The following is a 22,910-nucleotide window of genomic DNA, read 5'->3' as shown; positions in this document are numbered from 1 at the left end:
GCTTTGCGAATTTCCAATAATATGCTTTCCCGCAATCTACTCCTTAATCTCTGGGCGGCTCAAGGCCGCATGGATAAACTGCAGAATCAAATGTCCACTGGACAAAAAATTAACCGTCCCTCCGACGATCCCGTAGGGACGGAGAATTCTCTGCGTTTTAAAAGCAACATATCCTACCTGAATCAACTGAAAGCCAATGCCAAGGAGGGCATTGCTTACATGGATACGACAGATGATGTCATGGGTGAAATGAGCCTTATGATCCAACGGGCCAAAGAGCTGGCTGTGCATGCTATGAATACATCCACGGTGAATGATGAGGACCGTAAAAAGATCGCCATTGAAATCGATCAAATTCGGGAGCATGTCATTGAGTTAGCCAATACCAAAGTAGGTACTAAATATATTTTTGGCGGGACAGCCAATGTGGAACCCTTTCCCAAAGGAGCTACCGGCTGGCAAGGCTCTGATGATACGAAGAAATTCCAGGTGGGCGGCGATTTAAGTATCGAAGTCTCGGTCAATGGGCATGATTTATTCGGAGCGGGCTGGGAATATACCCCCAAGACCCCTGCCACCGATCCTCCTACCTACGAGTACCAGGAAACCGGTGCTTCAGGGATTGCTATGTTTGATACCCTGGCTCAATTAAGCAAAGCCTTGAACGAATCGAACATCAATGGTGTGGATGATGGCACGGGGACAGAGGAAGACGGCGTGGAGGTCCTGCTCAGCAAACTGGAACTGCAAGCGGATCATATCTCCGATGTGCGCGCTCAACTGGGTGCACGGCAAAATCGTATGGATTCGGTCTATACCCAGCTGGATTCCACCTCTGCCAATCTCGGAGATTCACTTGCTAACGTTCTTTACGCCGATATCGCGGAGACTCTGGTGAACTTTAAGACTCAGGACAGCATTTATCAGGCTGCTCTTTCTGTGGGAACGAAGATTATTCAGCCCTCCCTGGCAGATTTCCTGAGATAAGCCGGAACACAGATAAACTGCATTAGATGAATGTATTAAAATAATATAGAACCTGAAAAAGTGATCACTTAAGGGGGTGTTGTGTTTGCTCCGACTCAGCATGAGGAGTTACCCCATTCGCTTGGAGTATACGATACAGAATGCCCAGTTGAATATGAAGAAACATCTTCCCATGGTTGAAATGGAGAACATCCGTCCCCAGCTGCAAATCAGCCAACCGGCGGGGAAATTAACCATTGATAGTACGGAGTATTATCATTCCATGGGCCTCAAAACCAGGGCTGCTCTTTCCCAGGAAAACTACGATCGCGGCAGGAAGGCGGCCTTGGAAGGTATCGCAGCCATCGTGGAGAAGGGCAACCGTCTGGCCCAGATCAGTAATCCCGCCATCAACGCTATTGCCGACATGGCCTATGAATCCAGTTTTGAGAAAAAAGGGGAGCTCAGCTTTGAGCCTATCGTTGCTCCCTCTGTCCGCTATGAGGCCAGCCCGGCTCAGATCGAAGTTATTCCGGGCAAACTTAATTACAACCTGGTGAGGGGAAGAGTGGATGCAGATTACCAGCCCGGAAAAGTGGACATCCAGGTGACTCAGTATCCACGACTGGATATCTCCGTAGTAGATGTTAAAGTGTAGGAGGAAACGCAATGAAGATAGAATCCACACGATTTGGAACCCTTGAAGTGACTTCTGAGCAGATCATTCGTTTTCCCCATGGCATTCCAGGCTTTCTCGACGAGAAAGCCTTTGTCCATTTGCCCCATGATGAAAACAGTCCTTTTTCCTTCCTTCAATCCACGGCAGAAGCGGATTTGTCCTTTCTGCTGGTGGAGCCCTTTTCTTTCATTCCAGAGTATGAGTTCGTTCTGGGCGACGAAATGGCCGGGGAATTGGAACTTTCGGAAGAAAATCCTCCCCAGGTGTTTCTGATTGGCACGGTGAGAGAGAAGATAACTGACATGACTGTCAATCTCCTGGCCCCCATCGTTGTTAATAGGAATAAGGGTATCGGCAGACAGATTATCCTTGATAAAACGGAGTATTCCATCCGCCACAAGCTTTTCCCTGAGGCCCAAGCTCAGGGAACTCCTGAAGGAGGCGAGTAAGATGCTGGCACTCACCCGTAAAGCAGGAGAGCGCATCGTGATCGGCGACAACATCGTCGTAACCGTCGTCGCTATAAAAGGGGACAGTATCCGCCTCACCATTGATGCTCCGAAAGAGATCAAAATCTACCGGGGTGAAATCTATGATGCCATTGCAGCGGAGAATAAAGAGGCCGCCGTTCTCATGGATCTGGCAGAGCTGACTGCTTTAAAGGAGTTTCATATCAAAAAATAGACTTAAGAGGGGAATTCCGGCGATTGCCGGAATTCCCCTCTTAAGTATTGTTCTTGTTTTGCCGATAATCTATATAAAGAATAGTGTGTCAAAAGGAGAGAGGATAGGCATGGATATGACTGCAGTAAAACAACCCTCAGTTCAAACGCCTGCGAACAACTATGTGGCGAATCCGGAGGTTGCCAAACCCGCTGATCTGGCGCTGAATAAACCCACAGCGGCCAATAAATCAGAATCCGGGAAAAACCAATCCCAGTCCCAGTTCGGGGATAAGGGTAAGGAAGAACTTACTCGTGAGGATGCGAGTAAATTAGCCGAGCATCTTAATAAATTTATGGTGACAGTCAATGCCGATCTTCGATTTGAAATGCATGACGGAACTCAACGACTTATGGTTAAGTTCATCGATATAAAGAATAACCAGGTAATCAAGGAATTCCCTCCTCATGAGTTGCTGGATACTTTGGCGGCGATACGGGATTATGTAGGGGTTCTCTTGGACAAGAGAGTATGAATAAGCTAAAGATTTTATAGACGATAGCCTAATATAGAAAAAACGAGAGATATATCGAGAAAAATAAGCAGAACAGGCGATTATTAGCTATAATTGCCCTAAGGAAATGCTTTAAATCTAACGATATATATATTAAGCAGGAAAAGTAGATCCTTCTCCCTACACCGGCCGGAGGGTAGAAGTTCTTCACCCGCACTATTGAAAATGCACGGGCAAGGATGCCCGGCATCCAAATCAAGGAGGAATATACACATGATTATTAACCACAATATGTCGGCGATTAACACCTATCGTCAATTGACAACGAACAACAGCAACAATGCTAAGTCTTTGGAAAAGCTTTCTTCCGGTCTCCGCATCAACCGCGCCGGCGACGATGCTGCGGGTCTGGCTATCTCCGAAAAAATGCGCGGCCAAATCCGTGGTTTGGACCAAGCTCAACGGAATGCCCAAGACTCCATCTCCCTTATCCAAACGGCTGAAGGAGCTTTGAATGAAACTCACAGCATTCTCCAACGGATGCGTGAACTGGCTGTTCAAGCGTCTAACGATACCAACTCCACCACAGACCGTGATGAAATACAAAAGGAAATTGATCAATTAACTGATGAAATCGACCGGATTGCCAATACCACCGAGTTCAATACCCAGAAGCTTTTGGATGGATCTAAGAAAGGTCTTGTTAAAGCAGAGAATGCTAAAGCTGAAATTGAACTGAACACTAAGGCTAATATTACTGGTGTTTCCGTTACTACTAGTGCAGGAACAAGTGCGACGATCATCATCACTCGTACGAATGATTCTTCTACCGGTTTTGCAGCTGGTGACTTTAGCATTGGAGATCCGTCTTCTACTTCGGCTAGCTTAACCTCGGGAACAACAATCTCTATGGCTGGTGGCGCTACGATAACATTATCGGGCGACGATCTATCTAAGCTTGCTGTTGGTGAGAGCATCACAATCAGTATCAAGGCTAAGGTCGATGTAAGCAATAATGTAGAAGATGCTTTCAGCATGCAGATTGGTGCTAACAGCGGGCAAAATATTCTCGTGGGTATTAACAACATGAAAGCAGAAAAAATCGGAGTCCGTGGTACGGATGGCAAAGCACTTGATGTAAGTGACTATAAAAATGCAACCGCTGCCATTAAAACAATTAACAATGCTATTGAGACAGTATCGGCAGAGCGTTCCAAACTTGGGGCTGTTCAAAACCGCTTAGAACACACTATTAACAACCTGGGAACATCCTCTGAAAATCTAACCGCCGCTGAATCCCGTATCCGTGATGTAGATATGGCGAAGGAAATGATGAACTTCCAAAAGAACAACATTCTTTCCCAAGCTGCACAAGCGATGCTGGCTCAGGCCAATCAACAACCTCAAGGTGTTCTTCAGCTTCTTCGTTAATTTTTAGGCAAACCTTTAGAGGCCAGAGTTTTCATCTGGCCTCTTCTTGTAATGAAAGAGGATTTAGATTATGAAACTATCTGCATGTATGATTGCAAAAGATGAAGAAAAGAATATAGCACGGTGTATTGGAAGTTATAAGGATTCGGTTGATGAAATTATCGTGGTAGACACCGGTTCTGTCGATAAAACCGTAGAAATAGCTGAGACATTAGGTGCTAAAGTTTATCGCTATGAATGGAATAATCATTTTGCGGAAGCGAAAAATTACGCCATAGATCGGGCAAAGGGTGATTGGATCATTTTTTTAGATGCGGATGAGTATTTCGTTAACGATACGGCCCGTAATATTGTTCCTTTGATCCGGCGATTACCGGCCCACTTTAAAGCAATTGCTTGTAAAATGAAGAATATTGATTACACCAATGGTAAACTATTGGATGAAATTACGCATGTTCGTATTTTTCGTCGCGATAAGAATATTCTCTATATGAACAACGTCCATGAATGCTTGACGCATAAAACAAAAAACAAGGCTATTGAAGCTTTCCTTGCAGATGATAAAGACCTGCTTATTTATCATGAAGGATATTCCTTAAGCGATCGGGGGAAAAAGTCTAGGAGGAATTTAGAGCTTCTGCTTAAACGACTGGATAAGGCTCCGGAAGATCCGACCATTTATCAGTATATTAGTGATTGCTACTTCGGTATGGAAGAATGGGAGAAATCCATTGAATATGCTCGGATGTTTATTGCCAGCGGTGCCCGGTTTGTTGGCTATAATGTAAAACCTTATCAGAATGTAATTGACTCCATGCTACGTTTAAAGTGCAACGCGAATGATATTTTAGAAGAGATTTATGCTGGGGTCAATAAATTTCCATGTCATCCTTCTTTTCATTTTTATTTAGCTAATATGTTATTCGATTTGAAGAAATATGATAAAGCACATAGTGAATACAAAAAAACATTAACACTTCAAGAAAAATATGATGATATAGAAATTAACTCTATAGTGCCAAACCTTTATCATGTTTATTATTATATGGCAATTATCGCATCTCATCGTAACGAGCATGAAGATGCCTTGAGTCATTTTGTTGAATCTTTAAAAATGGAAAAAATGCAATATGATTGCTTACGCAAACTTTTGCTGGCTATAAAAAGCTTTCCTGCCGAAGACATTATTTTGTTATTAAACAGTATTTATAATAAAGAGGGTAAAGAGGATTTGGATTTTATTGTCACCGTTCTGACGGGGGTCTCTCTGCCCAAAGTACTTGCCTATTACTCAGCTTTGCGTATAAAGAAATATGGCAGCGAGGATTTAACCGTGGTGTACATGCTTTTGGCCAATGGACAGTATAATAAAACTTTTGCTGTCGCCCAAAAGTGTTTGGATGCAGATCCTGATAATAGAACTTTTGGTACTCTAGCGGTAGTATCGGCTCTTTTGAGTGAGCACGGAGAATACATGGCTTGGGTAGGGGCACAGGCTTCGGAACCGATGCGGCGTTTTGTCAGAGGATTGACTAAGCATGAGATTTTTGTGTTTTCCAAGGAAGATAAGGAAGACTATCTGGATTTGATTACTTATCTGCATTTATTCGGAACTAAGGAAATATTGAATAAAGCTATTGAATTGGCTCAAGATTTTGACGAAAAGGTTATTTATGCGGAACTAGGGAATCTTTTCTTTAAGCAGGAGTGTTATGCGGAGGCTTTGAAATTATACCAACACTATATAAAGCAGGAAGAAGCAAAAAAAGAAAAACAAATCACTCAAATCTATGCCAAGGGTATTTGTTGGTATAAGCTGCGGGAATATGAGAAGGCGGCGACTGCGTTGATCGAGGCCTATGAACTTGGGTATAGACAAAATGATATCTATGAGTTTTTGCGCTGGAGTGTGGATAAGCTTCCGAGTGGCAATAGGTCAGGGGAACGCGGCTTGGAGATAATTGCCGAATCGAAGTGGCAGGAGAGTGCGTTTTTAAAGGTCTAATTTTATTGTAAGTGAGTGACGTGAAAATGAAGGTTGTTATTCTTGCCGGTGGATATGGGACCCGCATTAGTGAGGAGTCTCATCTAAAACCCAAGCCCATGATTGAGATTGGAGAACGTCCTATCTTATGGCATATTATGAAACTATATTCCCGCTATCGGTTTAACGATTTTGTTATCTGCTTAGGTTATAAAGGGCATATGATTAAAGAGTATTTTGCTAACTATTTTTTACATGGTTCGGATGTTACGTTTGATTTGGCCAACAATACCACCTGCACTCATTCCAGTGCCGAAGTGGAACCGTGGAAGGTCACACTGGCTAATACCGGCCTGGATACCCAGACCGGCGGCCGGCTTAAACGGATTAAGAAATATATTGGCGAAGAGACATTTCTGTTTACCTATGGTGATGGAGTCGCTGATATTAATATCGAGGAACTGGTTGCTTTCCATAAATCCCACGGCAAGCTGGCCACGGTGACGGCTGTTCAGCCCAGCGGCCGGTATGGGGTACTGGGGCTGAATGAGGATGCCAGTGTTCTGGAGTTTATCGAAAAGCCCAAGACCTTGGATGCCTGGATTAACGGTGGTTTTTTCGTCTTAGAGCCGGAAGTCTTTGACTATATTGACGGTGATGGGACTGCTTTTGAAGGGGAACCCCTTACCAAACTGGCCGAAGCCGGGCAAATTATGGCCTACCATCATAGTGGCTTTTGGCGGTGTATGGATACGCAAAGAGATAGGGTTATCCTGGAAAATTTATGGGCGAGCGGTCAAGCGCCTTGGAAGGTATGGATGTAGTTTGCGTTTTGAAATACTTAAGAAAGCCTATTCTGGGCGGACGGTATTAGTGACAGGCTGTAGCGGTTTTAAAGGCTCCTGGCTTTCGATATGGCTGACAACTCTGGGAGCAAAAGTTGTCGGGTATGCTCTTAAACCGCCGTCGGAGCCGGCCATGTTTCGCACTTGCAGTATAGATAAGCATATCATCAGTATCGAAGACGATGTTCGCGATGAGGCTGCCTTGATGGCAGCATTTAGAACCTATAAGCCGGATATCGTCTTTCATTTAGCGGCTCAGCCGCTGGTGCGTTATTCGTATCTTGAGCCTAAGGAGACATTTGAGACCAATGTCATGGGCACCGTTAATGTATTGGAGGCAGCCAGGAGCACGGAGACGGTCCAGTCCATCGTGGTAATTAGGGCTTGCTTCATCCCATAAAAAATCAAGCTTTTCCCTGGATTCACAAGGGTTTGCGGGCTTATTGGTCGAATTCTAAGTCCAAGGAAATAGCCATTTTGCTTAAAAAAACCGTGCACTTGGAGGTAAAACCATGTACCGTAAACCGAGTCCTCAGCTTACTATAGATGATTTCATTCTGCCTTTTGCAGGAAAGCTAGACGCCAAGAACCGTTGGGTCCAGCTGGCTTCGCTCATCCCCTGGGATGAATTTGAGGAGGACTATGCTTTCATGTTCCCCAGCGACCGGGGCAATGTAGCCAAACCCGTCCGCATGGCCTTAGGTACGTTAATTATTCAGGCTCGTTGCGGTTATACCGACCGGGAAACAGTGCAACAACTCACAGAGAATCCATACCTGCAGTACTTCATCGGGCTTAAAGAGTTCCAGCTGACGCGGCCGCTTACGCCAGCCGCCTTGGTGAAGTTTCGTAAGCGTTTCAAAAAAGAACGGATGATGCGCATCAACGAACGCATTCTCTTGTCCGAGCAAGCTGCCCAAGCCGCTGAGACTCAGGCTCCAACAGACCGAACAGATGATGAGGAGGATCATGATCATCATGACCCGCAGGATCCGGGAGGTTCACAAGGCCAGTTCACGGAAGATGAATCATCGGCTGACGCTGCCGCAGAAGAAACCAAGCCCAATCAAGGAATCTTGATCCTCGACGCCACGTGTACCCCGGCAGACATCAAATACCCTACAGACCTGGGGCTGCTTAACGAAGCCCGGGAGAAGCTGGATGAGATGATTGACACCCTGCATCAGGCCAGGGGTAGAGCAGCGAAGAGACCCAGAACCTATCGTCAAAAAGCGAGGAAAGCGTATCTTAACCTATCCAAGCAGAAAAGCCCGAGAAAAAACCAGCTGAGAAAAGGCATCAAGCAACAACTGCAGTATTGCAAGCGCAACCTTCGGCACGTGGAGCGCATGCTCAACGGACGTTCTGCAGATGAGGACCTCTTAAGCAACCGACACGTCAGGCTGTTAGAAACCCTACGGACCCTCGTCACACAGCAGGAAAGCATGTATAAAACCAAGCGGCATCAGATCCCGGCTCGAATCGTCAGCCTTTACCAAGACCATGTCCGACCGATAGTAAGAGGCAAGGCCGGTGCCAAAGTAGAATTTGGGGCCAAAGTAGCCATCAGCATCGAAAAGGGCATGTGCCGCATAGAGAAGTTATCCTGGGATGCGTTTAACGAAGCCGACACTCTGATGGAAAGCGTAGAACGCTACAAAGCAAGAAACGGCTGTTATCCGGAAGCCGTCCTGGCGGATCGGATCTATCGCAACCGTAACAACCTGGCTTACTGCAAAAAGCACACCATCAGACTCAGTGGGCCTAAGCTGGGAAGGCCATCGGGTGAGGCGTTGAAGAAAATCGAGAAACAGCTGCAACGAATGGATGCCAAGCTGCGCAATGCCGTAGAAGGAAAATTCGGAGAAGGCAAGAGGAACTATGGATTGAACCGCATTTATGCCAAACTCAAAGAAACGGCAGAATGCATGATCAGCATGCAATTCTTTATCATGAACTTAGAGCGCAAGCTCAGAGTTCTTTTTGTCCAATTTTGGAGGAGATGCTTTTTAGGCATGGCTTTTTCGCCAATTGCTGGATGAAACGAAGATAGGGGTTTGGTTGGCAAGCCCTAATTACATCTGACAAATGCTATGAAAACCGGGAGTGGGTCTACGGCTATCGGGAAACCGACCCCCTGGGCGGTTATGACCCCTATAGTGCCAGCAAAGGTTGTACGGAACTGGTCGTCTCCGTCTTTCGCAATAGTTTTTTTGAACAGCGGAGTAAGTCTGGCCATGGTCGGAGCAGGAAATGTCATTGGCGGCGGTGATTGGGCGGAGGATCGCCTGTTGCCTGATTTTGTTCGAGCAGTTGTGGAAGATCAGCCGATTCGGATCAGAAATCCGCATGCTACCCGTCCTTGGTAGCATGTACTGGAGCCACTGTCCGGTTATCTGCTGCTGGGAGCATTACTTTCGGCTGAGCCGGAAAAGTACAGCGGTGCATGGAATTTCGGCCCAAGAGATACTGATGTGTTGGCGGTAGAAGAGATTTTCAAGCTGGCAATCGCCGAATGGGGAGCGGGAAGGATAGAAAAAGAAACTGTCAGGCAGCTTCATGAAGCGACTTTGCTGAAGCTTGATATTAGCAAGGCCGAGGTATATCTTAATTGGCATCCGGTCTTTTCCTGCCGTGAGGCAATCGAGAGGACGGTTGCGTGGTACAAAAGGCACTATAAAGAGCCATCTGGTAATATGTTTTCCTTTACTGTGGAACAGATCAGGGAATGCGAGTGTATTGTCATGTAAAAGTTTATTAAAAAAAGTCGCCACGTAAAATGATAGCCTATTAAGAACTTTGTTTATTCTGGAGAGGAGCAAATACAAATGATTGATTATGAAGCACAATACATAAGAGATAAGGCAGAAAATATTCGCAAGATGAATATTGACACTGCGCCCAGCCATACCGCAAAGAAATTTATGGAAGCGGTAGGCCCGTATCAGTATGTCAACCATTACACGTGGATGGGACGTCCGATTATTCAGCTTCCTCAGGATATAGTAGCCATGCAGGAAGTTATTATGAAGGTTGCCCCAGATCTTATTATAGAAACGGGTATTGCTCATGGTGGCAGTGCAGTCTTTTTTTCATCAATGTTGGAACTTCTAGATATATACGCGGGATGTGAGATTCCCAGAGAAGTTGTAGCTATTGATATAGAACTGCGGTCGCAGAATCGCACAGCACTTGAAGCACACCCAATGTATAAGCGCATCACAGTATTTGACGGCTCGTCAACTGATTCTAAAATAGCTGAACAAGTCCGCGAAATTGCGTCACGGCATCGTGCGATTATGGTTGTGTTAGATTCCAACCACAGCCATCAGCATGTTTATGATGAGTTAAATATTTACGGTCAATTGGTTACTGTTGGATCTTATGCGCTGGTTTGTGATACTTGCATCGAGGTTTTTGGTGACACCCGTAATGACCGGCCGTGGGGTAAGGGCAACAACCCCTATACGGCGGCAAAACAGTGGCTTAGTGAGCATGACGAATTTGTATGTGATAAGACATATGACGAACAATCGTTGATTACTTCTAATCCAGGAGGATGGCTTTTACGAGTTAAATGATTATGGACAGTGGAGAGTGCGTGGCTCAAGGAATATAAACATGTACTGCAATTGCGAGGTTGAAATGAGATGAATAAGGTTCTTGTGACCGGAGCGACTGGCTTTATTGGATCAAATCTGGTAAAACGTTTGCTGAAAAATAATCTGGAAGTGCATGTCGTTACCCGTGACCGTTCCCATGTAGAACAATCTGCTATCAGTGATTCCCCGGTGGTGATTCACCAGCATGACGGCACAACCGCAGGAATGATAGAAATTTTTCAAGCGGCACAGCCTGAGGTGGTGTTTCATCTGGCTGCTAAGTTTGTGGCTGAGCATGAGAGTCAGGATATAAATGAATTGATGGACAGCAACCTGCTATTTGGTGTACAGCTTTTGGAGGCTATGGCGGTAACAGGGGTTCAACAACTGGTTAATACCGGGACCGCCTGGCAGCATTTTGAACAGGAAGCCTATAATCCGGTTAATCTGTACGCGGCAACCAAGCAGGCATTTGAAACACTGGCCGCTTATTATGTCCGGACCGGTTTGTTGAAGATGATTACGTTAAAGCTTATTGATACTTATGGGCCAAATGATCCAAGAACCAAAATATTTACGTTGTTTAAGCGTATAAGTTTGAGCGGGGAACGGCTTAACATGTCTCCCGGTGAGCAGCGGTTGGGACTTGTTTATATTGACGATGTGGTGGACGCCTTTTTGATCGCGGGACAATATGTTGAAGACTTAACGGATTGCGAAATGCTGTCCTACACAGTTGCCCCTGAGCGGCTTTACTCCTTGCGGGAAGTGGCGGCTTTGTATGAAACGATCAGCGGCAAACGGATGAATATCGGCTGGGGTGAGCGGCCATACCGGAGCAGAGAAGTTATGGAACCATATGTCGGTCCTACGCTGCCCGATTGGGAAGCAAAAGTCAGCTTGGCAGAGGGGATAAGGAAGTGCTTGGATGCTTAAAAAGCAAGAGGGTATACCAGTTATTGTTGCTGGTTTATGAGATTGAGCGGCTATAGCGTAGAAATGTGTGTATAATCGGCGGGCCTCTTTTTTGGGAGTGGGAGATTCTTTTGCTACTCATATTTTAACTGGGAAGTGATATAAATGGCGATCCGGGCAAAAACAAACAACTTAATTCAAATCCGTCCATTAACCGGTCGGCGCTTGGCTAACTCGGAACATAACCGTCAGGAAATGAAGAACGGTGCGACAGTTTTGACAAGTAAACCTCAGAGACTGGTATTTGAGCTGACAAATGCATGCAATTTGAATTGCTTGATGTGCGGGAGAAACTCGGCAACCTTTGAACTGACACGGTTTAATTCTGAATGGTTTAAGAAGTTTGAGCCAATTATGAGTGATATTGAGGAAGTCACGTTGATGGGATGGGGTGAGCCAACTATTCACCCCCAATTTAAGGAGATGCTTCAATATTTACATGAACGCGGAATACGCAAATATTTTTGTACCAATGGCATGCGGCTTGATGTGTTGAAGGATGCGATTTTCGATTATGAAGTGGATGTTTTTGCCGTAAGCATGGATGGAGCGGATGCCAAAACAAATGAATTTTTGCGGCGCGGATTGAACTACCAAAAGGTGATTGAAGGGTTGAAAGCCATAACGAATGAAAAAGCTTTGCGTGGGTTGAATTTTCCGCATATTAATTTCGTTATGACAATGATGAAATCGAATATAAGACAACTACCGGACATGGTTGATCTCGCTGCCGAGTTAGGGTTGAATGAAGTCAAAGGTGTGTTTCTAACCGCGTTCAGTGAGAATCTGCTTGAAGAGACATTATTTGATGATATGGATTTAGTGCGTTATTGCTTCGGACAAGCCGAGGAGCGGGCGGCAAAACTCGGAATCTTGTTAAAGCTGCCTCATCAGCGCGGAGAAGATCCGGCCGGAGACGCGGCGCATAAACCGTGTTTTACTGCGTGGCGTGACTTTTTTCTTGGTTCGGATGGCTATGTCAGAGCCTGCATGTCATCGCCAGAAAAGCTTTTTCATATCGACCAATACCCTGATTTTGAATCAATGTGGAATAGTCGAGAATATCAGGAGTGGAGAGCACAGGTCAACGTTCCGGGTAAGATGTGTCCCAGTTGTGGACGTTGTTATCAGTCGTCTTTCGCAAACTGGAATAAGGAACATGCTTTTATTCAGATAGACACGGAATTTTCACCAAAGTGGGAGAAATAGAGAATTTCGTAAGACTTGGATATTTGAGAGGTTAGTGATGGAAAAGACTAAGGTGGATGTTCATGGCTCTTGTGTCAGCAGGGACATATTTAATCATCCTGACAATAAGCATGCAGATGTAAATCTTTATTTTGCAAGGAACAATATCGTGTCTTGTATAATGCCTCCTGTCGATTTCAGCATCGATGTATTGGATAAGAATGAAATGAATTATTCGGATTATCAATTTCGCTGCTTAAGATATGCACTAGAAAAACAAACAATTCCCATGCTGTTGGATTCAAATTCTCAGTTTTTAGTGATTGACCTTTTTGATTTTTGCCAAGACGTAGCTATATACAAGCAGACGACTTTTTCAACATATGATTATACATTTTATAACAGTTCATTTTACAAAAACAACGCGAACCAGTTTGGTTCGTGTAATATTCTGGAATTGCCTGATTTTATTTGGTATAGCTATGTTGATTTATACTGGCAAAATATCAAGTTGAAATATAAGGACAATATTGTCTTAGTAAGATTGACTTGCTGTGATAGCTATATTGACAGCAACAAAAGAATAAAGTTAATTCCCGATAATAAATTGTTTTTTGGGAATGCAAAGTATAATGAAAAAATAAGGAATATTGAAGATTATATTATAAGTAAATATGAGCCGTACATTATTGATGTATCTAAATACTTCATTGCAGATTACACGTATAATCATGATGTTACCCCGGTTCATTATCAAAGAGCATATATCGATACATCATGGGTGATAATGCAATATATCATAAATGATCACCCGAAAACAAAATATTATGATTGTATCTTGCCCGCGATTTTAAGCTGCATGCTTGATGATGATTTTGAGGATTTTGAATTAAAAAATCTGCTTAGCAAATTGCCCAATCTATTTTCCAGCAGTGAATTTGTTGATGAAATCTTCAGGACGTTTTCTGTTGATGAGATCGTAGATAACAGAAAATTTATTTCTTTTGTGTATGGACAACTCAGCCGGGCATCTTTCATGAGTCAATTTGACCTTGAAATCGACGAAATTAAAACGCTAATAGAAACACTCAATAAAATGGAACCTATCAATGCATTATGTTCCGACGTGGTTGCTTTTTTAAATAACAAATACAAGCTTTTGTCCATGGATGTCAAGCAATTATTGACCAGCTTTCATCAAGCATTTGATTCTGGTGATTTGCAATGGATAACAATATTAAGTTGTTTACGTATTAAAGATTTTTATAATGATGAGGTATTATTATACAGCCAACACTATTACAGCGCTCTTAATGATAAAGATAACGAGCTTAAGTTTTTACAATTGCGAAATGTTGGTAACAACAGAGAAAGTCTATAGGAAGATTAGGGTGGTGTCTTTGCGCTGTTGAAAGTGTTAAGTTATTGATTTCGCTTAACAGATTCAAAGCGATAAGGAGGTAGGATTTATGATTTGCACTTTTTCTGAAATGAGTTTTGCAGATAATAGGGGATAAGAAGTGTTTATCAAATAATGAATGGACTTAAGGATATGGGGGAATCAAACAAGTGAAAAGCGACTATTATAAAGAGCCAATTGTCATTAATACAGACGCCCTGATACCGCCCTCGCCATCTGATGATATGTGGAAAAACCGTAAAAGAGCCTATTATATGTATGATGCACCAGATGTACCGACATGTTCTATTGTCGTGACGGGATATAACCGTCTGCATAAGACTAAATACTGTGTGGAATGTATCCTAAAATATACCCGGGACGTGGACTACGAGCTCATATTGGTTGATAATGGCAGTGATGACGGGACGTTGGACTTTTTCCAGTCGGTGCCATATGAAAATAAGACGATTATCCGTATGACGCAAAATAAGGGAGCAACGTTGCCGTTTAAATATTATATTAATATTCTAAAAGGAAAATATATTGTCAATATATCTAATGATATTTATGTAACTCAGAATTGGCTAAGCAATCTGCTGAAGTGTTATCAATCTGACCCGAAGATTGGTTTTGTTGAGCCTGTTTCTTCTAATGTGTCCAATTTACAGGAAGTTGATCTTGGCTTTTCTGATTTTGATGATATGCAGAAAAAGGCAGCTGCATTCAATCAAAGTGATCCGGCAAAATGGGAGGAACGCCTCCGGCTCATCAGTGTAATTAACGTTTTCTTACGGGATGTTTTAGACAATGTTGGGATAAATGATGCCGCCTATTTCTATGATTTTATTGAAGATGATCTTTGCGCCCGCATACGGCGCATGGGCTATAAACTTGTCCTCTGCCGCGATACGTGGATTTGTCATGATCATGATTTTCGCAATCTGGAGGATAAAGATCCGGTGGCATTCCAGGCAAGCTTAGAGCACGGACGAGCCGTTTACCGCAAAAAATATTATGGTATCGATCCGTGGGATGATATAAACAACTTCGAACTGACGCTGCTTGCGCAGCTTGATACGGCAAAAATACCAAGAGCGGTAAAAGCACTGACTGTTGACGTACGTTGTGGCGCTCCGGCCTTGGAGATACGCAATCGCCTGAAACGGCGTGGGATTACCGACGTTGCATCATATGCCTTTACCACGGCGGCCAAGTATTATCTTGATCTGCAAACGGTGTGCAGTGAAGTCCAATGTGACAGGATTGATTTTATCCAGCAGCATTATGCCAATGGGACATTTGATCTTGTTGTACTCGGCGAGCCGGTTAATACCTATCCCCTGCCGGTTAGACTTTTACAAAATTTATACGATTTCTTAAAGCCGGGAGGGCTGTTACTTTTTAAGGTCCGCAACACCGATGATTATCGTGCGTTTTTGCGCTCTATCGGTATGGAGGTGGCGTCTGATCCTGATTTGCCTGCGAGCACACCGTTGAACGAGGTCTTGGCGTGTCTGAAACTTTTCGGTGCTGTTGATTGTACTGTTGCTGGTGAATTGGAAAGTATATCCGTTGCTGATCAAGAATTCCTGATGAATAAGCTAAAGGCGGCTAATCCAAATGCTGATCAGGCAACGCTGAATCGGTTATGCATCAAGGATTATTGTATAAAGGTTATCAGGAAGTAGCTATGTTTAAAGCTATGGGGTTCATAAAGATTAATTAGCATATTGTTAAATCGTATGATGAGGAGCGCGTAATTTATGAACAAGCTTGAAGCGAAGAGACATGTTCTCGAAACGTTAAACATGCCGCAATGTTATTCTTATGATTTAAGTAAATATATTGATGTCAATGAACCTGTTATTATTTACGGAGCCGGTAATGTTGGAAAACATACAGGCAAAATATTTAAAGAAAAAGGTATTATCATATATGCTTTTTTAGATAGGATGGCGATTCCCGGTCAATTGGTATTGGATATTCCTGTGTATTTGCCTGACGATAATATTTTGGATGCCAGTATTAGAAAAAAAGCAAATGTTTTTATTGCTATTAGTTTTTACCCTGATGAATGGCATAAACGTCAAGAGATTATAGAGTATTTAAAGCATTTAGGCTATGAAAACATATCATTTGGTTATTCACATCTGTCCTCACTTTGTGTTCCGCAACCGTTCAGCTTGGAGGCTATCGATATAGAACTGTCAAACTCGGGTGAAACAAGGATACTTCGAGCATTAGACTTGTTACAAGATGATCATAGCAGAAGTGTTTTTGCAAGTAATTTACGTGCGCATAGGACGTTTGATTACGATTTGACAGTGAATAGCTATAATACAATACAATATTTTAAACCTGATGTTCCATTGAAGAAAGGATATTCACGGTTTGTTGATTGTGGAGCAATGAACGGCGATTCTTTAGTAAAATTACTAAACTATTATAATTGTGATGAATACTATGCTTTTGAAGCAAATATAAAGATTTATGATGACTTGTCAAAAACTGTAGATGAATTAAAAGGAAAAATAAAAGAAAAATATATGACATTTCCCTTAGGAGTCGGAAAAGAAACTAATGAAGTTAACTTTAATATAAGAGCTTCAGGGTTAAGCTATTGTGATTTGGAAGAAAGCAAAGAAGTTGACCTGGGTTATGAGATTTTAGAAACGGATAAGATAAAAATCGTTCGGCTTGATGACGTATTGATGGAAAATAATATTGTGCCAACTATGATAAAAATGGATATTGAAGGAAGCGAAATAGATGCGATAAAGGGATGTCAAAAGATAATTGTAAACGCAGAGCCGGATTTGGCGATTTGTGTATACCACAAGGTTGCTGACTTATGGGAGATACCGTTATTGCTTTATGAATTAGTGCCAAATTATCAATTCTATTTGCGCAGTCATCATCTAAATACTTGGGAAACAGTTTTATACGCTACGCTATAAGAACTTAAAAAGGGTGGGGAATATGCTGGATCAATTCAACAAGTTAATGGGAAAATATCTAAATATTTTAGAAGATGAGAACTATCTATCTGAATCAGTCATATTAGTAAAAGAGCTGTTGAAAGATAAAAAAATTATAATATATGGCGCGGGTTCTTTAGGGGCTACTTTATATAGAGTATTAAAAGCACATGAAATAAATATAGGGTATTTTATTGATAGAGGTGCAGAGAAAATAACCGGTGTTTGTGGCGTTAATGTATATGGTCTGGACAAGCTGTCATCATTGCCGGCTAATCATGTTATTATTATTGCTATTAATTCTAAAAGCATAATAAATAGTGCAGTTATAGGTATTAAGCAATTAAATAGTAATGCTAATATTATAAAATACGGTCATGAAATAGCGCATATTTTACGATATAGTAAATGCTTAGCGAAGAATAAAGATAAAGAAAGCTTCGATATAGTAGATTGTTTAAGTTGTGGCGCCGAAGAACGGGGGTGTAATATATTTCATGATTACCTGCGCAGGATTTCCCCGGCTTGTCCTGTAATTCCCAATGCGAGCCAGGCTTATAGCAAAAGTTATCTAAAATTAGGTTATATCTTAGGTCAGTATTGTACGTTGAAGTGTAAAGCCTGCTGCGAACTTGTTCCGTACCAAGAAAATCCGCATTTTGTGGAAAAAGCTACGGTATTAAATGACATAAAAAAGGTAGTAGAATCATGTGAGTTTGTCGCATTGCTCGAGTTTATTGGCGGTGAACCACTTTTATATCCGGAGTTAGAAGAGCTGTTGCAGGAAGTTTTAAAAATTCCTAATGTAGGTTGTATTCGTTTGTTTACTAACGGGACTGTTGTTCCTAATGAAAAAATATGTGCATTATTAAAGCATCCAAGAATAACCTTGCAGGTTTCAAATTATACGGATACCGTTTCGGAAAGATTAAGAACAAGAATCAGAAGTACAATGGAACAATTAAAGAGCCATGAGATTGATTATATGTATATTTCAAGTACTAACTGGGTGGATTTTACCCCTTTTGATAAAAGAGATGCGGCAATTGAAGAACTGGAAAAAGGCTTTGCCAATTGTTTTATTTCTATTTGCTCCAGACTGCATAACGGTATTTTATATAAATGCCCTCATCAGTATGCGGGAGTCACAGCAGGGAAATTATCCTTGGGGGAAGAAGAACACATAAAAATACATGATTTTAATGCCGGTGAATTAGCGAGCAAACTAGATCAATTTAGTTCGTTATCATATATTAATGCTTGCCGGATGTGCAAAATAAATGCCGGCACCGCAAACGAAATACCTGCGGGGGAACAGATATAGGAAGGAATATAATTATGCTAAGCTTAGCAGAGAGCCGGTTTTTAATTGCTTTCGAAGATAATTTTTCCCAATACAAGAAACAACGAATCGCTCTCTATGGTATAGGTGAAAAAACAAAACTGCTATTAGAACATATTAGTGGCTATGATATTGTAGGTTTGATGGATAAAGATGCCGTTGGCAATATCGTCTACGGCTATAATGTTTTATCATACGATGATGCTATAAAGGACGTTGAATTGATCATTATCGTTGCCAATATCTCTGTCAGCAGCATAATTTATCAAAGGATTGCTTTCCTTTGCCAGCATGGAATAGAGATTCTTTATATAAATGGTAAGCGGCCGGAGCCTAATCCTGCCACAATGGATAATGATTATTGGGATAGAACACTCGAAAAGCTTAAATCAGCGATAGACAAACATGATGTGATATCGTTTGATTTATTTGATACTTTGATAATGCGAAGAATCTTAATGCCGGCAAATATTTTTGATTTAATAGAACGTGAATTGGCTGAACGATTTAATATACATATCAACTTTAAGATTTGTAGGATAGAAGCGGAAAAATACTGCTTCGCCAATATAGATCGACATTTTACCATGGAGCAGATATACAACAGGCTTCAAGAAACGTTGTGCCTTACAGACGAGGTAATCGATCAGATCAAATCTATGGAATATGAATTTGAGTTAAAATATTGTACGCCAAGACATGCCTTAACCGAATGTTTTAATTATGCAGTAAATAAGAAAAAGAAGATTTGTATTACAACGGACATGTATTGGAATAGCGCCGCAATTAAGAAGCTGCTTAAAATGCATCAAATAGCAGGCTATGAAAATCTGTTTATCTCTTGTGAATTAAAAATGTCTAAGACTTCGGGCACCCTATGGGAATATGTAAAAGAAATATATAGTGGAAAAAGCATCTTGCATATAGGAGATAACCGGCAGTCCGATATTGATATGCCACGGAAATATAATATCAGTACATTCGAAGTGAAGAGTGCCTATGATCTAATGTCAATGTCAGTATTAAACTCTGTACTCGTTAAAGCACAGAGCATCAATGACTGTGTAATGCTAGGTCAGTTTGCCGGTCGTTTTTTAAATAGCCCCTTTGCCATTAATAAAGGTAAAGGCAGATTCGCAATCGATAACGCATTCGACTTAGGCTATGTATCTTTTGGGCCCCTGGTTTTGGGTTTTATTTTATGGCTGATCAGAATGGCTAAGAAAAACGGCATTGATAAATTGTTGTTTTTTGCGCGCGATGGTTATATTCTTGAAAAGATTTACCGCAAATTGGTGGATCATTATAACTTGGAAGCGCCTCAGGGAATCTATTTTTTAATATCAAGAAGAGCTGCAAGCGTAGCAGCGCTCAAAACCAAAAAAGATGTAGAGTTCATTGTAAAAACCCTTTGTAAGACTAAAAAGATAAAAATTAGACAACTTTTACTCCATGCTTTCGGCGTATATGCTGAAGCGGAGGATTTGATTGCTGAGAAATATTATTATGAGCTGTCTGAAGATGATCTTATTGATTATATTCTATATAAGTATCAAAGTAAGATACTTATTAATGCTCACAACGAACGAACTAATTATTTAAATTACCTAAGCAATTTAAATATTAGCAAGATTGAAAAGATCGGTGTAGTTAATTTTGTTGGTCGCGGAGTTACACAGCACTTTTTAAGAAAACTATTAATTGACAATGAATTGACTGGATATTATTTTGCAATAGAATATGATGCTTTAAGTATTTTAGGATCAGCCCAGCAGAGTTATTCGTATTACCCCGAAATGGCGTCACCTCATATTGGGGAAACAAATTTAGCCGCAAAATATTTATTTGGGGAAGTTGTTTTTTCGTCTCCGGATGAGCAGCTTATTAAATTTGATAAAAATAATGCCCCGATTTTTGATGCCGGTATTATTGAAAGAAACTTTTCAATGATTCAGGAATGTCATCGAGGTATTGAGCAATATATTGATGATATGGTGGAAATAGATAAAAATTTGCTGGAAAGAACCTTCGATATTAAAATGGTTGATGAGTTTTATGGAATGTTTTCCAATGCCAATTACATTTGTTCGAATGAAGTGAAAAGGATGTTTGTTTTTTCTGATTATTACAATCCGGGTGTTCAAAATCTATTTTAAGAGTTTAAACTTATCGGAAGACATGAGTCAGCTGAGGATGTTAACCGGAGTTTTATGATGAAAGGTGAGTTTCAGCAAAGTGAACATAGTACATATTGCCTCACATATGGGCAATGGGGCAGGTAAGGCAATTGGCGGTATGGCGATATTAGGCAAAATGTCTGGCGAGAACACCCACCGCATTGTACTGCTTGACACACCGCAGAAGTTGAACCACATTGTGCGGTGCCGGAATGCGGGTGTTGAGGTCGTGGAATACGATAAAATACAGATGGTCATTGCCGATGCAGATGTAGTTGTACTTAATTGGTGGGGCGGCAAGCTCATGGATTCGTTTTTGGAGGAATTTCCCGATGTGCCATGCCGGGTAGTTCTGTGGAGCCACAAGAATGGCTATTTTGATCCGCCGCTTCCTGATCTGCTTATCAACGAATGTGACTATCTCCTGGCGACGTCACCACTCACATTGGAAAATCCTAATTGGTGTCGGAATGCCTCGCTTGTATATGGCTGTGGCGATTTCCAGCCGGAGCTTGTGTTGCCTAAAAATGACTATGCTTTAATACAAGATAGATTTACCATAGGCTATGTTGGCTCACCAAGCTATAAAAAGTTGCCGCCGGATTATCTTGATTATTGCAATTCAGTTATTAGGCAGATCCCCAATTGCCATTTTATCCTCGCCGGCGAAACAACGACTGAGTTGCAGAGTGATATTCTGCGGTGCGGTATGGAGCGGTATTTTACTTTAGCCGGCTGGGTGAGTAATGTTGATGCACTTTTGAGGACTTTTGATGTTTTCGGCTATTTGCTGCACCCTCATACATTTGCAACAACGGAAAACGCAGTCCTGGAAGCCATGGCAGCGGCTGTCCCAACCGTGATTTCACGCGACCCTCTGGGAATGTATTTGCTGGAGGATAGGGTTTCGGGTTTTTTGGTTGGCAGTCCTGAGGAATATGGCTCTATTATGCGTGAATTGTACGAAAGTGAAACGCTGCGAAAACTTATGGGACAAGCTGGGCGCATACGTACGATACAGACCTATCGGCCCAGTGAGAACTTTGAAAGGTTCAATATCGCCTGTAGCTTAGTAGCACAGATGGAAAAACGCGTTCACAGCTTCAGAAGAAAGGAATGATGATGTACGTGGCAGTTATCAAACCATCCTATGACACAAACAGAACAAATTTGCGGGATGTTATACCGCTTAGCGGTCCGTTTGGCATGTACATTGAGCCGACACGCATATGTAATATGAGGTGCTTTTATTGCATGCACGCAACTCGCGGCGATAGCGAAGGTGCGCTTGCCAAAACAGGGTTTAAGCTTGCGCATATGGATATGGAATTATATGATAAAATAATTGACGGTATTATGAAGTTTCCCGATCAGCCTAAACGGGTAACGTTTTCCGGGTTGGGAGAACCGCTGACCAATCCAAAGCTTGGCGAGATGGCCAGAAGGTTGCGGAAAGCGGGCTTTACGGGACGCAATGATATCATTACGAATGGTTTGGCGTTTACCCCCAGGCTGGCAGACGAACTGGTTGATGCGGGGATAAACCGTATTCAAATCTCGGTGCAGGGCTTAACAAGCGAAGCGTACAGCAATATAGCCGGTGTATCGGTAGATATAGGAAGCTATATTGAGAATATAGCGTATCTGTATAAGCATAAAAAAAACACTGAAATTTTTATTAAAATTATTGATGCGAATTTAGAGGATGAATCTGAGAAAGCGCGTTTTTTTGAAATGTTTAGCGCTATTTGCGATACGATATTTGTGGAACATCTGGTCGTTATGGAGCATCAGATGGGGGATCACGGCGGTAAGACAGATCGGTCACTGAATTTAAACGGCGAACCTTTTAAACCTTGCCAAGTGTGCGGTATTATGTTTTATTTTTTTCAGATTAATATTGATGGCGATACCTTTCCTTGCTCCACTCCGGGGCTGCCTACCGGTTTCTCAATGGGAAATATTCAGGAAAATACCTTGCAGGAAATCTGGGATGGGAAAAAACGAAACAGTATGCTCCGTACCAATCTGCGAAATGGCTACCGCACGTTTGCCGCTTGCCGGGAGTGTTCGTCAGTCGTATGTATTACCGATCCGGCAGAACGTTTGGACGATTGCCGCGAGGAAATGCTCAAGCGGTTGCCAGAATGAAAGAAAGAGGTAT

22 protein-coding genes are annotated in these 22,910 nt (G+C 42.1%); all 22 read left to right on the top strand.

All coding sequences use genetic code 11. The features are described from left to right. Positions 1 to 3 precede the first annotated feature (3 nt). A complete protein-coding gene (gene flgL / locus DHAF_RS20920; RefSeq protein ID WP_015945098.1) occupies positions 4 to 987 on the top strand; it encodes a flagellar hook-associated protein FlgL in 984 nt (327 codons plus the stop codon). Positions 988 to 1,072: 85 nt separating this feature from the next. Further along, positions 1,073 to 1,624: a DUF6470 family protein gene (locus DHAF_RS20915; RefSeq protein WP_015945097.1), complete on the top strand. Its 552-nt coding sequence runs from the start codon at positions 1,073 to 1,075 to the stop codon at positions 1,622 to 1,624. Between the two features lie 11 nt (positions 1,625 to 1,635). After that, positions 1,636 to 2,094, top strand: coding sequence for a flagellar assembly protein FliW (gene fliW, locus DHAF_RS20910; protein WP_015945096.1), 459 nt, complete (start codon positions 1,636 to 1,638; stop codon positions 2,092 to 2,094). A gap of 1 nt (position 2,095) precedes the next feature. Beyond that, positions 2,096 to 2,329 (top strand): carbon storage regulator CsrA, encoded by a 234-nt coding sequence (csrA, locus tag DHAF_RS20905; RefSeq protein WP_015945095.1) that lies wholly within the window; start codon positions 2,096 to 2,098, stop codon positions 2,327 to 2,329. A 109-nt stretch (positions 2,330 to 2,438) separates the two neighbouring features. Continuing rightward, positions 2,439 to 2,843: a flagellar protein FlaG gene (locus DHAF_RS20900; protein WP_015945094.1), complete on the top strand. Its 405-nt coding sequence runs from the start codon at positions 2,439 to 2,441 to the stop codon at positions 2,841 to 2,843. Between the two features lie 252 nt (positions 2,844 to 3,095). Beyond that, positions 3,096 to 4,253: a flagellin N-terminal helical domain-containing protein gene (locus DHAF_RS20895; protein WP_015945093.1), complete on the top strand. Its 1,158-nt coding sequence runs from the start codon at positions 3,096 to 3,098 to the stop codon at positions 4,251 to 4,253. A gap of 70 nt (positions 4,254 to 4,323) precedes the next feature. Next, a complete protein-coding gene (locus DHAF_RS20890) occupies positions 4,324 to 6,258 on the top strand; it encodes a glycosyltransferase family 2 protein (RefSeq protein WP_015945092.1) in 1,935 nt (644 codons plus the stop codon). Positions 6,259 to 6,284: 26 nt separating this feature from the next. After that, positions 6,285 to 7,061: a glucose-1-phosphate cytidylyltransferase gene (rfbF, locus tag DHAF_RS20885; RefSeq protein ID WP_015945091.1), complete on the top strand. Its 777-nt coding sequence runs from the start codon at positions 6,285 to 6,287 to the stop codon at positions 7,059 to 7,061. Positions 7,062 to 7,110: 49 nt separating this feature from the next. Next, positions 7,111 to 7,482, top strand: coding sequence for a GDP-mannose 4,6-dehydratase (locus DHAF_RS20880; RefSeq protein WP_242659908.1), 372 nt, complete (start codon positions 7,111 to 7,113; stop codon positions 7,480 to 7,482). 112 nt (positions 7,483 to 7,594) lie between these two features. Beyond that, positions 7,595 to 9,124, top strand: coding sequence for an IS5-like element ISDha14 family transposase (locus tag DHAF_RS20875; RefSeq protein WP_015945090.1), 1,530 nt, complete (start codon positions 7,595 to 7,597; stop codon positions 9,122 to 9,124). 51 nt (positions 9,125 to 9,175) lie between these two features. After that, the gene (locus DHAF_RS25845) at positions 9,176 to 9,451 is read left to right on the top strand and encodes a hypothetical protein (RefSeq protein WP_148213296.1); all 276 of its coding nucleotides are present in this window, start codon (positions 9,176 to 9,178) and stop codon (positions 9,449 to 9,451) included. A 105-nt stretch (positions 9,452 to 9,556) separates the two neighbouring features. Continuing rightward, positions 9,557 to 9,832: a CDP-glucose 4,6-dehydratase gene (locus tag DHAF_RS24800; RefSeq protein ID WP_049769585.1), complete on the top strand. Its 276-nt coding sequence runs from the start codon at positions 9,557 to 9,559 to the stop codon at positions 9,830 to 9,832. Positions 9,833 to 9,910: 78 nt separating this feature from the next. Then, positions 9,911 to 10,663 (top strand): cephalosporin hydroxylase family protein, encoded by a 753-nt coding sequence (locus DHAF_RS20865; RefSeq protein WP_015945089.1) that lies wholly within the window; start codon positions 9,911 to 9,913, stop codon positions 10,661 to 10,663. Between the two features lie 69 nt (positions 10,664 to 10,732). Continuing rightward, positions 10,733 to 11,620 carry an NAD-dependent epimerase/dehydratase family protein gene (locus DHAF_RS20860; protein WP_015945088.1) on the top strand — a complete coding sequence of 296 codons (888 nt, stop codon included), beginning with the start codon at positions 10,733 to 10,735 and terminating at the stop codon, positions 11,618 to 11,620. A 144-nt stretch (positions 11,621 to 11,764) separates the two neighbouring features. Continuing rightward, positions 11,765 to 12,868, top strand: coding sequence for a radical SAM protein (locus DHAF_RS20855; protein ID WP_015945087.1), 1,104 nt, complete (start codon positions 11,765 to 11,767; stop codon positions 12,866 to 12,868). 37 nt (positions 12,869 to 12,905) lie between these two features. Further along, positions 12,906 to 14,228: a DUF6270 domain-containing protein gene (locus DHAF_RS20850; protein WP_015945086.1), complete on the top strand. Its 1,323-nt coding sequence runs from the start codon at positions 12,906 to 12,908 to the stop codon at positions 14,226 to 14,228. Between the two features lie 188 nt (positions 14,229 to 14,416). Further along, positions 14,417 to 15,937 (top strand): glycosyltransferase, encoded by a 1,521-nt coding sequence (locus tag DHAF_RS20845; protein WP_015945085.1) that lies wholly within the window; start codon positions 14,417 to 14,419, stop codon positions 15,935 to 15,937. 75 nt (positions 15,938 to 16,012) lie between these two features. Next, the gene (locus DHAF_RS20840) at positions 16,013 to 17,206 is read left to right on the top strand and encodes an FkbM family methyltransferase (protein ID WP_015945084.1); all 1,194 of its coding nucleotides are present in this window, start codon (positions 16,013 to 16,015) and stop codon (positions 17,204 to 17,206) included. A 22-nt stretch (positions 17,207 to 17,228) separates the two neighbouring features. After that, positions 17,229 to 18,551 (top strand): nucleoside-diphosphate sugar epimerase/dehydratase, encoded by a 1,323-nt coding sequence (locus DHAF_RS20835; protein WP_015945083.1) that lies wholly within the window; start codon positions 17,229 to 17,231, stop codon positions 18,549 to 18,551. A 14-nt stretch (positions 18,552 to 18,565) separates the two neighbouring features. After that, positions 18,566 to 20,725, top strand: a complete 2,160-nt coding sequence (locus DHAF_RS20830) for a haloacid dehalogenase (RefSeq protein WP_015945082.1) — start codon at positions 18,566 to 18,568, stop codon at positions 20,723 to 20,725. A 79-nt stretch (positions 20,726 to 20,804) separates the two neighbouring features. After that, on the top strand, positions 20,805 to 21,866 hold the full coding sequence (locus DHAF_RS20825) for a glycosyltransferase family 4 protein (protein WP_015945081.1): 1,062 nt from the start codon (positions 20,805 to 20,807) through the stop codon (positions 21,864 to 21,866). Next, positions 21,863 to 22,897 carry a radical SAM/SPASM domain-containing protein gene (locus DHAF_RS20820; protein ID WP_242659907.1) on the top strand — a complete coding sequence of 345 codons (1,035 nt, stop codon included), beginning with the start codon at positions 21,863 to 21,865 and terminating at the stop codon, positions 22,895 to 22,897. The genes DHAF_RS20825 and DHAF_RS20820 overlap by 4 nt, the downstream gene beginning before the upstream one ends. Positions 22,898 to 22,910: the final 13 nt, after the last annotated feature.

This window comes from Desulfitobacterium hafniense DCB-2, assembly GCF_000021925.1.
Classification (GTDB): Bacteria; Bacillota; Desulfitobacteriia; order Desulfitobacteriales; family Desulfitobacteriaceae; genus Desulfitobacterium; species Desulfitobacterium hafniense.
Note: the sequence above shows the minus strand (reverse complement) of the source record. Positions and strands in the feature narration are given on the sequence as shown.